Origin of the sequence: Pseudomonas sp. NFACC45 (assembly GCF_900113505.1) — a bacterium.
Classification (GTDB): domain Bacteria; phylum Pseudomonadota; class Gammaproteobacteria; order Pseudomonadales; family Pseudomonadaceae; genus Aquipseudomonas; species Aquipseudomonas tehranensis.
Map to the genome: position 1 here is coordinate 106,029 of NZ_FOPO01000005.1, position 15,558 is coordinate 121,586.

General features: G+C 59.6%; 13 protein-coding genes. 4 read left to right on the forward strand and 9 right to left on the reverse strand.

Going from position 1 to position 15,558, the window contains the following annotated elements:
- Nucleotides 1-90: 90 nt before the first annotated feature.
- From hflD to BM132_RS10605, 4 genes are all read right to left on the reverse strand, one after another.
- Nucleotides 91-714 (reverse strand): high frequency lysogenization protein HflD, encoded by a 624-nt coding sequence (gene hflD / locus BM132_RS10590; protein WP_047227727.1) that lies wholly within the window; start codon nucleotides 712-714, stop codon nucleotides 91-93.
- Nucleotides 711-1,835 (reverse strand): tRNA 2-thiouridine(34) synthase MnmA, encoded by a 1,125-nt coding sequence (mnmA, locus tag BM132_RS10595; RefSeq protein WP_047227726.1) that lies wholly within the window; start codon nucleotides 1,833-1,835, stop codon nucleotides 711-713. Before mnmA ends, hflD begins: the two co-directional genes overlap by 4 nt.
- A 59-nt stretch (nucleotides 1,836-1,894) precedes the next feature.
- A complete protein-coding gene (locus tag BM132_RS10600; RefSeq protein ID WP_092399195.1) occupies nucleotides 1,895-2,341 on the reverse strand; it encodes an NUDIX hydrolase in 447 nt (148 codons plus the stop codon).
- Nucleotides 2,342-2,539: 198 nt separating this feature from the next.
- Nucleotides 2,540-4,765 carry an NADP-dependent isocitrate dehydrogenase gene (locus BM132_RS10605; protein WP_092399193.1) on the reverse strand — a complete coding sequence of 742 codons (2,226 nt, stop codon included), beginning with the start codon at nucleotides 4,763-4,765 and terminating at the stop codon, nucleotides 2,540-2,542.
- Nucleotides 4,766-5,248: 483 nt separating this feature from the next.
- Between BM132_RS10605 and icd the strand changes: the two genes are divergently transcribed.
- Nucleotides 5,249-6,505, forward strand: coding sequence for an NADP-dependent isocitrate dehydrogenase (gene icd, locus BM132_RS10615; RefSeq protein ID WP_092399189.1), 1,257 nt, complete (start codon nucleotides 5,249-5,251; stop codon nucleotides 6,503-6,505).
- Between the two features lie 81 nt (nucleotides 6,506-6,586).
- Here icd and cspD read toward each other — a convergent pair whose 3' ends face one another.
- Entirely contained in the window at nucleotides 6,587-6,844 is a 258-nt protein-coding gene (cspD, locus tag BM132_RS10620) for a cold shock domain-containing protein CspD (RefSeq protein WP_177193358.1), read from the reverse strand.
- A gap of 242 nt (nucleotides 6,845-7,086) precedes the next feature.
- On the opposite strand from cspD, the gene clpS reads away from it, so the two are divergent.
- Nucleotides 7,087-7,449 carry an ATP-dependent Clp protease adapter ClpS gene (clpS, locus tag BM132_RS10625; RefSeq protein ID WP_015094394.1) on the forward strand — a complete coding sequence of 121 codons (363 nt, stop codon included), beginning with the start codon at nucleotides 7,087-7,089 and terminating at the stop codon, nucleotides 7,447-7,449.
- Between the two features lie 29 nt (nucleotides 7,450-7,478).
- Complete coding sequence (clpA, locus tag BM132_RS10630; RefSeq protein WP_047227721.1) at nucleotides 7,479-9,749, forward strand: ATP-dependent Clp protease ATP-binding subunit ClpA; 2,271 nt, start codon at nucleotides 7,479-7,481, stop codon at nucleotides 9,747-9,749.
- A 245-nt stretch (nucleotides 9,750-9,994) separates the two neighbouring features.
- Here the strand turns inward: clpA and infA are convergent, their stop codons facing one another.
- From infA to trxB, 4 genes are all read right to left on the reverse strand, one after another.
- Entirely contained in the window at nucleotides 9,995-10,213 is a 219-nt protein-coding gene (gene infA, locus BM132_RS10635) for a translation initiation factor IF-1 (RefSeq protein ID WP_002553999.1), read from the reverse strand.
- Between the two features lie 100 nt (nucleotides 10,214-10,313).
- Entirely contained in the window at nucleotides 10,314-11,021 is a 708-nt protein-coding gene (locus tag BM132_RS10640; protein WP_092399185.1) for an arginyltransferase, read from the reverse strand.
- 57 nt (nucleotides 11,022-11,078) lie between these two features.
- Nucleotides 11,079-11,759: a leucyl/phenylalanyl-tRNA--protein transferase gene (aat, locus tag BM132_RS10645; protein WP_092455592.1), complete on the reverse strand. Its 681-nt coding sequence runs from the start codon at nucleotides 11,757-11,759 to the stop codon at nucleotides 11,079-11,081.
- Nucleotides 11,760-11,835: 76 nt separating this feature from the next.
- Nucleotides 11,836-12,795, reverse strand: coding sequence for a thioredoxin-disulfide reductase (gene trxB, locus BM132_RS10650; protein WP_092455127.1), 960 nt, complete (start codon nucleotides 12,793-12,795; stop codon nucleotides 11,836-11,838).
- 318 nt (nucleotides 12,796-13,113) lie between these two features.
- On the opposite strand from trxB, the gene BM132_RS10655 reads away from it, so the two are divergent.
- Nucleotides 13,114-15,519: a DNA translocase FtsK gene (locus BM132_RS10655; RefSeq protein ID WP_092399181.1), complete on the forward strand. Its 2,406-nt coding sequence runs from the start codon at nucleotides 13,114-13,116 to the stop codon at nucleotides 15,517-15,519.
- Nucleotides 15,520-15,558 lie beyond the last annotated feature (39 nt).

Here is a 15,558-nt window from a genome sequence, read left to right on the forward strand (position 1 = left end):
GCGAAAGGTCAAAAGATCGCAGCCTTCGGCAGCTCCTACAAGTCCAGCGGCAGCAAGCTCCCTCGCCACAAAAAAACGGGTCGATGCGACTTATTCGTTGCGCATCAACGGGTAAAGCTCTTTCAGCAATTTGCGTCGGCTGATCACCAGTTGCCAGCGATGACCACCCAACTGCCGCCACAGCCGCGCCGAGCGAATTCCGGCCAGCAACAGGGCGCGGATCTTCGAGGCATTGCTCGGTTGTTGCAGATTGCGCATGTCGCCGTGTACCTGGATACGCTGGCGCAAGGTGCTCAGGGTGTCCTGGTACAGCGCACCGCAAGCGGCGATGACGTTTTCGTGGGCGGGACCGAAGTGTTCAACCTGGGACTGAATCTGCGGCAGGCGATTGCCGATGGTGTCCAGCAGGTCGTCGCGCTTGGCCAATTGACGTTCGAGGCCCAGCATCGACAGGGCGTAGCGCAGCGGCTCGCGTTGCAGGGTGCTGGGGTCGCGCTCCAGGGCGCCGATCAGTGCGCGATAACCCTCGCGCAGGTTCAGGTCGTCGCCGCCATAGACTTCAAGTGTGTCCTTGGGATCACGAATCAGCAGGCTGCCGAGCATGCAGCTCAGGCCCGCTTCGGTGGCTTGGCCGGTCTTGGCGATCCGGTCCACCAGCACGGCGGCAAGAAATACACCGCCCAATGCCGTCAGTTGCTCCTGGGTCGGGCTCATGCCTTGCTGCTCCAGGGCTCTGCGACTTCGATCACGCCGCCGCCCAGGCAGATTTCCCCGTCGTAGAACACCACGGACTGGCCGGGTGTGACGGCTCGTTGCGGGTCATCGAATGTTGCGCGATAGCCCGTGGCGGTTTTCTCCAGCATGCAGGGTTGATCACTCTGGCGGTAGCGAACCTTGGCCGTCAGACGGCGCGGTTGACTGAGGTCGATCGGGTTGACCCAATAAATGTCGGAGGCGAGCAGGGCGCGGGAGAACAACCATGGGTGGTCGTTGCCCTGGCCGACGATCAGCTCGTTGTGCTCCAGGTCCTTGACCAGCACGTACCACGGCTCTTCACCGGCGTCCTTGAGCCCGCCGATGCCCAGGCCCTGGCGCTGGCCGATGGTGTGGTACATCAGGCCATGGTGGCGGCCGATGACTTCGCCTTCGGTGGTTTTGATTTCGCCTGGCTGGGCCGGCAGGTACTGCTTGAGGAAATCGCTGAAACGCCTTTCACCAATAAAGCAGATGCCGGTGGAGTCTTTCTTCTTGGCGGTGGCCAGGGCGTGTTTTTCGGCGATCGCGCGCACTTGCGGCTTTTCCAGCTCGCCCACCGGGAACAGGGTCTTGGCGATCTGCTCGCCGCCGACGGCGTGCAGGAAGTAGCTCTGATCCTTGTTCGGGTCCAGGCCCTTGAGCAGCTCGGTGCGGCCATCGATGTCGCGGCGGCGCACATAGTGACCGGTGGCGATCAGGTCGGCGCCGAGCATCATGGCGTAGTCGAGGAACGCCTTGAACTTGATTTCGCGGTTGCAGAGGATGTCTGGGTTCGGCGTACGACCGGCCTTGTATTCGGCCAGGAAGTGCTCGAACACGTTGTCCCAGTATTCGGCGGCGAAGTTGGCGGTGTGCAGCTTGATGCCGATCCTGTCGCAGACGGCCTGGGCGTCCGCTAGGTCGTCCATGGCGGTGCAGTATTCGGTTCCGTCGTCTTCTTCCCAGTTCTTCATGAACAGGCCTTCCACCTCATAACCCTGCTCGATCAGCAGAAGGGCGGAAACGGAAGAGTCCACGCCGCCGGACATGCCGACAATGACGCGCTTGTTGGTGGTGTCAGAAGGGGCTGGATCACGCATAGCAGTTCAATGAGTGTCTTGAAAAAGGACGCGATTCTATCAGGCCCGGACGCGCAAGGCTAAAGAGAAGGACGGATCAGCGTCAGACTGTGGCGATGACCGGCCAGATAATCGTCGATGCAACGGATGATCAGCTCGCTACGCCAGTGTTCACGTTGTTCGAGCAACTCGTTGCGGGTCAGCCACTTGGCGCCGAGGATGCCGTCGTCCAATTGATACTCGGGGTGGTGTTCCAGGGCCTTGGCGGCGAAACAGACGCGTTGGTAGGTCACGCCGTTGCTGGGGGCGGTGTACAGATAAATGCCTACCACGGCGGTGGGCTCGACGTCCCAGCCGGTTTCTTCCAGGGTTTCGCGCACGGCGGCTTCGATCAGGGTTTCGTTCGGGTCCAGGTGGCCTGCAGGCTGGTTAAGCACCGCCCGTCCGCCCTTGGATTCTTCCACCATCAGGAAACGGCCGTTGTCTTCGACGATGGTGGCGACGGTGATGTGGGGTTTCCAGTCCATAGCGATGCCTCTATATAACTGTTTGAACACAGATCCTGTGGGAGCGGGCTTGCTCGCGAAAGCGGTGTGTCAGTCAATGCAGATGTTGAATGATAAATTGCCTTCGCGAGCAAGCCCGCTCCCACAAGGGGAATGTGTTGTGTCTGAAAACACAAACCCCGGCATCAGGGCCGGGGTTTGTGGTGTTCCCTTACAACCTTACACCAGCGCAGCAATCGCCGCGTTGAAGGTGTTGCTTGGGCGCATGGCCTTGCTGGTCAGCTCCGGGTTGGCGAAGTAGTAACCGCCGATGTCCACCGGTTTGCCTTGGACGGCATTGAGTTCGGCAACGATTGTTTCTTCGTTGTCGGTCAGCGTCTTGGCCAGGGCGGTGAACTGGGCCTTGAGGGCTGCGTCGTCGTTTTGAGCGGCCAATGCCTGGGCCCAGAACAGGGTCAGGTAGAAGTGGCTGCCACGGTTGTCGATGCCGCCGACCTTGCGCGAAGGCGACTTGTTGCGGTCCAGGAACTCACCGGTGGCCTGGTCCAGGGTCTTGGCCAGCACCAGGGCTTTAGGGTTGTTGTAGGTCACGCCCAGGTGTTCAAGGGACGCGGCCAGGGCCAGGAACTCGCCCAGGGAATCCCAGCGCAGGAAGTTTTCTTCCAGCAACTGCTGAACGTGCTTGGGTGCCGAGCCGCCGGCGCCGGTTTCGAACAGGCCACCGCCGTTCATCAGCGGCACGATCGACAGCATCTTGGCACTGGTGCCCAGTTCCATGATCGGGAACAGGTCGGTCAGGTAGTCGCGCAACACGTTGCCGGTCACCGAAATGGTGTCCTTGCCTTCGCGGGTACGGGCCAGGGTGAACTTCATCGCGTCGACCGGCGACATGATGCGGATGTCCAGGCCGGCGGTGTCGTAGTCCTTCAGGTAAGCCTGGACTTTTTCGATCACCACGCCGTCGTGGGCGCGCATCGGGTCCAGCCAGAAAATCGCTGGAGTGGCGCTGGCGCGGGCACGGTTGACGGCCAGCTTGACCCAGTCCTGGATTGGCGCGTCCTTGGTCTGGCACATGCGGAAGATGTCACCCGCCTCGACGTTCTGCTCCAGCAGGGTGCGACCGGTGTTGTCCGAAACACGGACCACGCCGTCGGCCTTGATCTGGAAGGTCTTGTCGTGGGAGCCGTACTCTTCGGCTTTCTTGGCCATCAGGCCGACGTTCGGCACGCTGCCCATGGTGGTCGGATCGAAAGCGCCGTGTTGCTTGCAGTCTTCGATCACCGCCTGGTAGATGGTGGCGTAGCAGCGATCCGGGATCACCGCCTTGGTGTCGTGCAACTGGCCGTCGGTGCCCCACATCTTGCCGGAGTCACGGATCATGGCCGGCATCGAGGCGTCGACGATGACGTCGCTCGGCACGTGCAGGTTGGTGATGCCTTTATCGGAGTTGACCATCGCCAGCGATGGGCGCGCCGCGTAGACCGCCTGGATGTCGGCTTCGATCTGCGCCTGCTGCTCGGCCGGTAAGGCCTTGATGCGGGCGTACAGGTCGCCGATGCCGTTGTTCAGGTTGAAGCCGATCTGCTCCAGCACTTGTGCGTGCTTGGCCAGGGCGTCTTTGTAGAACTCGGCCACGATCTGACCAAACATGATCGGGTCGGAAACCTTCATCATGGTGGCCTTGAGGTGGACCGACAGCAGCACGCCTTTTTGCTTGGCGTCTTCGATTTCAGCGGCGATGAAGTCGCGCAGGGCGTTCTTGCTCATCACGGCGCAGTCGAGGATCTCACCGGCTTGTACGGTGGTTTTTTCCTTCAGGACAGTGGCAGTGCCGTCCTGAGCGATCAGCTCGATTTTCACGCTGCCGGCGGCGTCGATCAGGGCGGCTTTTTCGCTGCCGTAGAAATCACCAGTGCTCATGTGGGCCACGTGAGATTTGGAGTCGGCTGCCCAGGCGCCCATTTTGTGCGGGTGCTTACGCGCGTAGTTCTTGACCGACAGCGGAGCGCGGCGGTCGGAGTTGCCTTCACGCAGGACCGGGTTCACGGCGCTGCCCTTGACCTTGTCGTAACGGGCGCGTGCGTCTTTCTCGGCGTCGCTGGTCACGGTTTCCGGGTAATCCGGCAGTGCGTAGCCCTGGGCCTGCAATTCCTTGATCGCGGCCTGCAGTTGCGGCACCGAGGCGCTGATGTTCGGCAGCTTGATGATGTTGGCTTCAGGCGTCACGGCCAGGTCGCCCAGTTCGGCGAGGTGGTCGGCGACGGCTTTGTCACCCAGTTGCTCGGGGAAGCTGGCCAGGATGCGCCCTGCAAGGGAGATATCGCGGGTTTCCACGGCGATGTCGGCCGAGGCGGTAAAGGCTTCGACGATCGGCAGCAGCGAATAGGTGGCGAGGGCGGGAGCTTCGTCGGTGAAGGTGTAGATGATCTTCGAGCGGGTGGGCATATTCGGATTAACTCTCTTCTTTGCTAAAGCATGCGCAGAAACTCGAGGAGCGCCGGGTAAGCGCGTTCGTTCAAAAGTCATCCGTGAGCCGAATGTCGAGGTTTCTTCGCGGTGATGTTGGGTGCATCAGTCGAGCGTCAAGCGGTTGGGCCGCGGTAACGGTCCGGCTTTTAAACTGGCGGAAAGTCCTGTGATAGAGCACTCAGCCAGCGTGACCCTGTGGTCAGCGGCGGCATTATACATAGGTAGCTGGCAATCTGCCGATGGTTCATAGACTTCCGTACACGTCCATTGGTCTAAACGTCGCAGTACCCAAGGAGCGGACTATGCTCATGTTTGGCGCTTTTCCCTTGGTTTTCAGGGTTGTACACCGCTAACTGCAAGCTATTCCCCCGGATGAGCCTAACGTAGGGTTTGCGCGCCGATTCAACTGGGGTACGCTCGAACGCAGCCAGATGTTCAATCCAAGCAATGGAGTTCAGCATGGGGTATCAAAAGATTCAGGTTCCAGCCGTCGGTGACAAAATCACCGTCAATGCAGACCATTCTCTTAATGTTCCCGACAACCCGATCATCCCCTTCATTGAAGGCGACGGCATTGGCGTCGATATCAGTCCGGTCATGATCAAGGTGGTGGACGCTGCGGTTCAGAAGGCCTATGGCGGCAAGCGCAAGATTTCCTGGATGGAGGTCTACGCCGGTGAGAAAGCAACCCAGGTTTACGACCAGGACACCTGGCTGCCCCAGGAAACCCTGGACGCGGTCAAAGACTACGTGGTTTCCATCAAGGGCCCGCTGACCACGCCGGTCGGTGGTGGTATTCGCTCGCTGAACGTAGCCCTGCGCCAGCAGCTCGATTTGTATGTCTGCCTGCGTCCGGTGCGCTGGTTCGAAGGCGTGCCAAGCCCGGTCAAGAAGCCTGGCGACGTGGACATGACGATCTTCCGTGAGAACTCCGAAGACATCTATGCCGGCATCGAGTGGAAAGCCGGTTCGGCCGAAGCCACCAAGGTCATCAAGTTCCTGAAAGAAGAAATGGGCGTGACCAAGATCCGTTTCGACGAGAACTGCGGCATCGGCGTCAAGCCGGTTTCCAAGCAGGGCACCCAGCGTCTGGCCCGCAAGGCCTTGCAATATGTAGTGGACAACGACCGCGATTCGCTGACCATTGTGCATAAAGGCAACATCATGAAGTTCACCGAAGGTGCCTTCAAGGAGTGGGCCTACGAAGTGGCGGCCGAGGAGTTCGGCGCGACGTTGCTCGACGGCGGTCCGTGGATGCAGTTCAAGAACCCGAAAACCGGCAAGAACGTCATCGTCAAGGACGCCATCGCCGATGCCATGCTCCAGCAAATCCTGCTGCGCCCGGCCGAATATGACGTGATCGCGACCCTGAACCTCAACGGTGACTACCTCTCCGACGCCCTGGCGGCGGAAGTGGGGGGGATTGGCATTGCACCGGGCGCCAACCTGTCCGACACCGTGGCGATGTTCGAAGCCACTCACGGCACCGCACCCAAGTATGCCGGCAAGGACCAGGTCAACCCGGGCTCGCTGATTCTGTCGGCGGAAATGATGCTGCGGCACATGGGTTGGACCGAAGCGGCCGACCTGATCATCAAGGGCACCAACGGCGCGATTTCGGCCAAGACCGTGACCTATGACTTCGAACGTCTGATGGACGGCGCTACGCTGTTGTCTTCCTCGGCCTTCGGTGATGCACTGATTTCGCACATGTAAGCGGATCGCCAGCCAGCAAAAAAATGCCCGGCTCGAGTGATCGAGTCGGGCATTTTTGGTGTCGGGGGAGGCTTGTGCCGATCAATGGACTTCAGTGGTCATGACATTGACAGGGGTGGCGCAAGGGGTATCTTCAACGGTGTCCGCCGCAATATTGACCGCGTGCAGGCCCTTGGGCCCCTGGATAACTTCGAATGTGACGCGTTGTCCGGCTCTCAGGGTTTTATAGCCATCCATCTGAATCGCCGAGTAATGGGCGAAAAGGTCTTCATCCCTGCCGTTGGCAATAATGAAACCGTAGCCCTTGGCGTTATTGAACCATTTGACTTTGCCACTCATCTTGACGACCGACATAGGCCATATCCCTCTGCAACACACTCCGTCAGTGGAGTATCATCCAGTCCATCCGCAGTCTAATCTTGGAAAACAGGATCGATTCCACGGACCTTTTTAACCCACGATGGGCTCTATTGGTTGTAACACCGTTTTCCCGATAGTCAAGGCGACCCGGCGGTCGTGGTTGAAATCGCCTGCAAGCGCCCCCATCACTGTATTTGCCAACTAAACGAACCTTTCTTTCCATGCATGCAATCAGCCAGATTCGACTAACATTCAATCAGGATCGCCCGGATCTACATGACGACGATTCCGCAGGCATTGCTGTTCAGGAAGCAAAGCCTGCATTACAGGCGCCACCGATGTACAAGGTGGTTTTGTTCAACGATGACTACACACCGATGGATTTCGTCGTCGAAGTGCTCGAGGTGTTTTTTAACCTGAATCGCGAGCTGGCGACCAAGGTCATGCTGGCCGTCCATACAGAGGGACGGGCAGTATGTGGAGTGTTTACCCGCGACATCGCCGAGACGAAGGCCATGCAGGTCAACCAGTACGCCCGGGAAAGCCAGCATCCGCTACTCTGTGAAATCGAGAAGGACGGTTAACGCCGACCACTTGGGTATGAGGTGAAGCTATGTTAAACCGCGAGCTCGAAGTCACCCTCAATCTTGCCTTCAAGGAGGCTCGTTCGAAGCGTCATGAATTCATGACCGTCGAGCACCTGCTGCTGGCCCTATTGGATAACGAGGCTGCCGCCACCGTTTTGCGTGCCTGTGGCGCAAACCTCGATAAACTCAAGCATGATTTGCAGGAGTTCATCGACTCCACCACGCCATTGATCCCCGTTCATGACGAGGATCGTGAAACCCAGCCAACCCTGGGCTTCCAGCGTGTCCTGCAGCGTGCTGTCTTCCATGTACAGAGCTCGGGTAAGCGTGAAGTGACCGGCGCCAACGTCCTGGTCGCCATCTTCAGCGAACAGGAAAGCCAGGCAGTTTTCCTGCTCAAGCAGCAGAGTGTTGCGCGCATCGATGTCGTCAATTACATCGCCCATGGCATTTCCAAGGTGCCTGGGCACGGCGATCACTCCGAAGGTGAACAGGATATGCAGGATGACGAGGGCGGTGAGTCTTCTTCTTCAGGCAATCCGCTGGACGCCTATGCCAGCAATCTGAATGAACTGGCGCGCCAGGGGCGTATCGATCCACTGGTCGGACGCGAGGCGGAAGTCGAACGGGTCGCGCAGATCCTGGCCCGACGCCGCAAGAACAATCCGCTGTTGGTGGGCGAGGCGGGCGTGGGCAAGACTGCGATCGCCGAAGGCCTGGCCAAGCGCATCGTCGACAACCAGGTGCCGGACCTGCTCGCCAACAGTGTGGTGTATTCCCTCGATCTGGGGGCCTTGCTGGCGGGCACCAAGTACCGCGGTGATTTCGAGAAGCGCTTCAAGGCCTTGCTGGGCGAGCTGAAAAAGCGTCCGCAGGCGATCCTGTTCATCGACGAAATCCACACCATCATTGGTGCCGGTGCCGCGTCCGGTGGCGTCATGGATGCCTCGAACCTGCTCAAGCCGCTGCTGTCTTCGGGTGATATCCGCTGCATCGGTTCGACCACGTTCCAGGAATTTCGCGGGATTTTCGAGAAGGACCGTGCCCTGGCCCGGCGTTTCCAGAAAGTCGATGTGTCGGAGCCTTCGGTGGAAGACACCATCGGTATCCTGCGTGGGCTGAAGGGGCGTTTCGAGCTGCATCACAATATCGAATACAGTGATGAGGCGCTGCGCGCCGCCGCTGAGCTGGCCTCGCGTTACATCAATGACCGGCACATGCCGGACAAGGCCATTGATGTGATCGACGAGGCGGGTGCCTATCAGCGCCTTCAACCCGTGGAGAAGCGCGTCAAGCGCATCGAAGTGCCACAGGTTGAGGACATCGTCGCGAAAATCGCGCGGATTCCGCCCAAGCACGTCACCAGTTCCGACAAGGAGCTGCTGCGTAACCTGGAGCGCGATCTGAAGCTGACGGTGTTCGGTCAGGATGCGGCCATCGATTCGCTGTCTACCGCCATCAAGTTGTCCCGCGCCGGTCTCAAGTCGCCGGACAAGCCGGTGGGTTCCTTCCTGTTCGCAGGTCCTACCGGTGTCGGCAAGACCGAGGCTGCACGGCAATTGGCCAAGGCGATGGGGATCGAGCTGGTTCGCTTCGACATGTCCGAGTACATGGAGCGTCACACCGTGTCGCGTCTGATTGGTGCGCCTCCGGGTTATGTCGGTTTCGACCAGGGCGGTCTGCTGACCGAGGCCATCACCAAGCAGCCGCATTGCGTGCTCTTGCTCGATGAAATCGAGAAGGCGCATCCGGAAGTCTTCAACCTGCTGCTGCAGGTCATGGATCACGGTACGCTGACCGACAACAACGGGCGCAAGGCGGATTTCCGCAATGTGATCATCATCATGACCACCAACGCCGGTGCCGAAACCGCAGCTCGCGCTTCGATCGGTTTCACCCATCAGGACCATTCGTCCGATGCGATGGAAGTGATCAAGAAGAGCTTCACGCCTGAATTCCGCAACCGCCTGGACACCATTATCCAGTTTGGTCGCCTCAGCCATGAGGTCATCAAGAGTGTGGTGGACAAGTTCCTTACCGAACTTCAGGCGCAGCTCGAAGACAAGCGTGTGCTGCTGGAAGTCACCGATGCGGCCCGCAGTTGGCTGGCGGCCGGCGGTTACGATGTGACAATGGGCGCGCGGCCGATGGCTCGCCTGATCCAGGACAAGATCAAGCGTCCGCTGGCGGAGGAAATCCTCTTTGGCGAACTGGCCGAACATGGCGGTGTGGTCCACATCGACATCAAGGACGGCGAGCTGACCTTCGACTTCGAAACCACGGCTGAAATGGCCTGATCGTTAGCTGCAATAAAGCAAAAGGCGCCGAAAGGCGCCTTTTTGCTGACTTCAGAAACACGCCGATCTCCTGTGGGAGCGGGCTTGCTCGCGAATGCGGTTGTACATTCAACATCTATGCAAACTGACCCACTGCCTTCGCGAGCAAGCCCGCTCCCACAGGGATTTGTGTGTTTCTGGAGAGTGAGACAAATCCCAGGCAAACAAAAACGCCCGGCATCAGCCGGGCGTTTTGTATTGACTTGTTAGCGAGCGCGGTAAGTGATGCGCCCTTTGCTCAAGTCATAGGGCGTCAGCTCGACGCGCACTTTGTCACCGGTAAGAATACGAATGTAGTTCTTGCGCATCTTGCCGGAGATGTGCGCGGTTACGACGTGCCCATTTTCCAACTCCACACGAAACATGGTGTTGGGCAGGGTGTCGACGACAGTGCCTTCCATTTCGAAGCTGTCTTCTTTCGACATGCAGTAAAGCCCTCGGTATCCAGTGAATGGCCCGGTGCAACTGCGCCAGGCAAAAGCGGCGTGCATTGTGCCCGAAAAAGGGGGTTTAAGCCAAGGGGTTCTAACTGAGGACGACCCATCTCTGGTTAATCAGCAATTCGATGGGGCGATATTGGGTCTTGTAGTTCATTTTTTTGCAGTTTTTGATCCAGTAGCCCAAGTACACCGCTTCCAGCCTCAGGCGCCGGGCTTCGTTGATCTGCCAGAGAATGGCAAACCGCCCCAGGCTGCGCCGTTCTTCGTCGGGCTCGTAGAAGGTGTACACCGCCGAAAGCCCGTTGGGCAGCAGGTCTGTGACGGCGATGGCCACCAGTCGCCCTTCGAGGCGGAACTCATAGAAGCGGGAAAAGGGCAGGTCGCGGACCAGAAAGGTCGAAAACTGATCACGACTGGGTGGGTACATGTCGCCGTCGGCGTGGCGCTGCTCGATGTAGCGCTGGTACAGATCGAAATACTCTTCGCTGAACTGCGGCTTGGCTGGTCGGACCTGAAGATCGGCGTTGCGCTTGAAAATCCGCTTCTGCTGGCGATTGGGTACAAACTGAGCCACGGGAATGCGCGCCGGAACGCACGCATTGCAATGTTGGCAATGGGGCCGGTAGAGATGATCGCCGCTGCGACGGAAGCCCATCTCCGACAGGTCTGCGTAGACATGCACATCCATGGGCTGGCTAGGATCGAGGAACAGCGTCGTGGCCTGCTCCTCGGGCAGGTAACTGCAAGAGTGGGGTTGAGTGGCATAAAACTTCAAGCGCGCCAACTCGGTCATGATCAACCCTCGGGAGTAAGCTTTGGATTAAGTGTAAGCCAGGAGCGCCATTGTCGCTCAGCAAACCCAGGTTGCGTGATTGGGCTGGTCCAGATGCGCCTTGAGGTAGCCGGCAAACTCAGCCCTTGGGATCGACCGGGCGCCCAGGCTGTGCAGGTGTTCGGTGGGCATTTGGCAGTCTATCAGCACGAAACCGGCCGCTTTGAGATGTTGGACCAGGGTGGCGAAGCCGAATTTCGAGGCGTTGTCGGCCCGACTGAACATGGATTCGCCAAAAAACAGCTGCCCCATGGCCAGGCCATACAGGCCACCCACCAACATGCCTTGGTCCCATACCTCCACTGAATGGGCGAAACCGCGTCGATGCAGCTCCAGATAGGCGGTCTGCATGGCCTCGGTGATCCAGGTGCCGTCAGCATAGTCTCGGGGCGCGGCGCAGGCCTCGATGACAGCGGCAAAGTCCTTGTCGAACGTCACGGCATAGCGTTGCTTGCGCAGAAGCTTGCCCAGGCTGCGCGATACATGCAGTTCGTCGGGAAACAGTACGGTGCGTGGATCCGGTGACCACCACAAAATCGGCTGGCCTTCGGAGAACCACGGGAAACAGCCGTGGCGATAGGCCCGGATCAGCCGATCGGCGGACAGGTCGCCACCGGCGGCCAGCAAGCCGTTGGGGTCGCTCAGGGCTTTGGCCAGTGGCGGAAAATCGAACGTGTTGCGTTGTAGCCAAGTCAGCATGGTCATCCGGGCGTGCAGAAGGGGAGGGCGGCTCTTGTGCGCAGACGCAGACAAGAGCCCGCCTAAAGGTTAACCGTCAAGCCACCGGAATGTCATCGAGATACTTCTCGGCGTCGAGTGCGGCCATGCAACCGGCGCCGGCCGACGTAATGGCTTGTCGATACACGTGATCGGCCACGTCGCCGGCGGCGAACACACCTTCGATATCGGTTGCAGTGGCATTGCCCTCGCTGCCGCCGCGGACGATCAGGTAGCCGTCGCGCATCGTCAGTTGGCCCTGGAACAACTCGGTGTTGGGTTGATGGCCGATCGCGATAAACACACCGGCCAGGGACAAGGTGCTGGTCTGGCCAGTCTCACTCTGGCGCAGACGCACGCCGGTCACGCCGCTGGCGTCGCCCAGCACTTCATCCAGATTCTGGTTCCAGTGCAGTTTCACGTTGCCGTGGCTGGCTTTTTCGAACAGCTTGTCCTGCAGTATTTTCTCTGCGCGCAGTTTGTCCCGGCGGTGAATCAGGTGGACCTCGCTGGCGATGTTGGACAGGTACAAGGCCTCCTCAACCGCCGTATTGCCGCCGCCGACCACCGCCACGACCTGATTGCGATAAAAGAATCCGTCGCAGGTCGCGCAAGCGGAAACGCCCCTGCCGGCGAAGGTCTGCTCCGAGGCCAGGCCCAGGTATTGAGCTGAAGCGCCGGTCGCGATAATCAGTGCGTCGCAGGTGTAAGTGCCGCTGTCGCCGATGAGTTGGAAAGGGCGCTGTTGCAACTTGGCGGTGTGGATATGGTCGTAGACGATCTGCGTGTCGAAGCGTTCGGCGTGGCGTTGCATGCGTTCCATCAGCACTGGACCGGTCAAGCCCTCGACATCGCCGGGCCAGTTGTCGACTTCGACGGTGGTGGTGAGCTGGCCACCGGCCTGCAGGCCAGTAATGACAACGGGTTTGAGGTTGGCACGGGCGGCATAGACAGCGGCGCTGTATCCCGCGGGGCCGGAACCGAGAATGATCAGGCGTGAATGCTTCACTTCGCTCATAAAAACACCTCATAAGCCTTTGTCACGAAAGAGAATGCATGCTCCAATTGACGCCAGCACAGCTGGATTTTGGCTATGCTGTAGCCCATCGTGCGGGCAATGCCTTGGGGCCGACAAACCCGTACAATGCTTGAGTTTTGAACGCAGGAGAGGCAAAAGATCAAAATCTTCGGCAACACCTGCGGTTTTCTGGATGCACGTCACAGTGGTAAAAGTAGTACCGGTTGTGCACATTCACTTTTTTGCCTGCTCGTGATGAGCAGTTTTTTATAGTCATTCAACAGATGGACGCGCCTTTGGCGCAGGAAAAGAAGCGTTTTGAAGAAATCCACCGCAGCACCTAAAACAGTCGTTCCGCTCTGGCGCCAGCAATTGCACTACCGGCTCAAGGAAGGTGCGTTGATCGCCATCGGCGCCTTGTGCCTGTTCCTGATGATGGCCTTGCTGACTTATGGCAAGGACGATCCGGGCTGGAGCCACAACAGCAAGATCGACGATGTGCAGAATTTCGGCGGTCCGGCCGGTTCCTACAGCGCCGACATCCTGTTCATGGTGCTGGGCTATTTCGCCTACATCTTTCCGCTTTTGCTGGCGATCAAGGCCTATCAGATTTTCCGTCAGCGCCACGAGCCCTGGCAGTGGAGTGGCTGGCTGTTTTCCTGGCGCCTGATCGGCCTGGTGTTCCTGGTGCTGTCGGGCGCCGCGCTGGCCCACATCCATTTCCACGCACCCACCGGCCTGCCGGCCGGAGCGGGCGGCGCGCTGGGGGAAAGTCTTGGCGAGCTGGCCAAAAATGCCCTGAACATCCAGGGCAGCACGCTGCTGTTCATCGCCCTGTTCCTGTTTGGTCTGACGGTGTTCACCGATCTGTCATGGTTCAAGGTGATGGATGTCACCGGCAAGATCACCCTGGACCTGATCGAGCTGATCCAGGGGGCCATGAATCGCTGGTGGGCGGCGCGCACCGAGCGCAAGCAACTGGTGGCGCAACTGCGCGAGGTGGATGACCGCGTCCACGACGTGGTGGCCCCGACCGTCACGGACAAGCGCGAGCAGGCCAAGGTCAAGGAACGCTTGATCGAACGTGAGCAGGCTCTGAGCAAGCACATGTCCGAGCGTGAGAAACAGGTGCCGCCGGTCATCACCATGGCGCCGGCCAAGGCGCCGGAGCAGAGCAAGCGCGTACAGAAAGAGAAACAGGCGCCGCTGTTCGTCGACAGCGCAGTGGAAGGCACCTTGCCGCCGATCTCGATCCTGGACCCGGCCGAAAAGAAACAGCTCAACTATTCCCCCGAATCCCTGGCGGCCGTCGGTCACCTGTTGGAAATCAAGCTCAAGGAGTTCGGCGTCGAGGTTTCGGTGGATTCGATCCACCCGGGTCCGGTGATTACCCGTTACGAAATCCAGCCGGCCGCCGGCGTGAAGGTCAGCCGTATCGCCAACCTGGCCAAGGACCTGGCGCGTTCTCTGGCCGTGACCAGCGTGCGCGTAGTGGAAGTGATTCCCGGCAAGACCACCGTGGGCATCGAGATTCCGAACGAAGATAGGCAGATCGTACGCTTCTCCGAAGTGCTCTCCACCCCTGAATACGACAACCACAAGTCGCCGGTCACCCTGGCCCTGGGCCACGACATCGGCGGCAAGCCGGTCATCACTGACCTGGCGAAAATGCCGCACCTGCTGGTGGCCGGTACCACCGGTTCCGGTAAGTCGGTGGGTGTGAACGCGATGATCCTGTCGATTCTGTTCAAGTCAGGTCCCGAAGACGCCAAGCTGATCATGATCGACCCGAAAATGCTCGAGCTGTCGATCTATGAAGGTATTCCGCACCTGCTGTGCCCGGTGGTGACCGACATGAAGGACGCCGCCAACGCCCTGCGCTGGAGCGTCGCCGAGATGGAGCGCCGCTACAAGCTGATGGCGAAGATGGGCGTGCGCAACCTCTCGGGCTTCAATGCCAAGGTCAAGGAAGCCGAGGAGGCCGGCACGCCGTTGGCCGACCCGTTGTATCACCGCGAAAACATCCACGACGAAGCGCCGCTGTTGCACAAGCTGCCGACCATCGTGGTGGTGGTGGACGAATTCGCCGACATGATGATGATCGTCGGCAAGAAGGTCGAAGAATTGATCGCCCGTATCGCCCAGAAGGCCCGTGCTGCTGGTATCCACCTGATTCTCGCGACGCAGCGGCCGTCGGTGGACGTGATCACCGGCCTGATCAAGGCCAACATTCCGACCCGCATGGCGTTCCAGGTGTCGAGCAAGATCGACTCGCGGACCATCATCGATCAGGGTGGCGCCGAGCAGTTGCTGGGCCACGGTGACATGCTCTACATGCCGCCGGGCACCAGCCTGCCGATTCGTGTGCACGGTGCGTTCGTGTCCGACGATGAAGTTCATCGGGTCGTTGAAGCCTGGAAGCTGCGTGGCGCCCCTGAATACAACGACGACATCCTCAACGGTGTCGAGGAGGCTGGCAGCGGCTTTGAGGGCAGCAGCGGTGGTGGCGATGACGATGCCGAAACCGATGCGCTCTATGACGAAGCGGTGCAGTTCGTCCTGGAAAGCCGCCGGGCCTCGATTTCCGCCGTTCAGCGCAAGCTCAAGATCGGCTACAACCGTGCCGCACGCATGATCGAGGCCATGGAAATGGCCGGGGTCGTCACGGCGATGAACACCAACGGTTCGCGCGAAGTACTGGCGCCGGGCCCGATGCGCGATTAATGACCTGAGCGGCCTGGCGACACGCCGCTTGACCTCCCA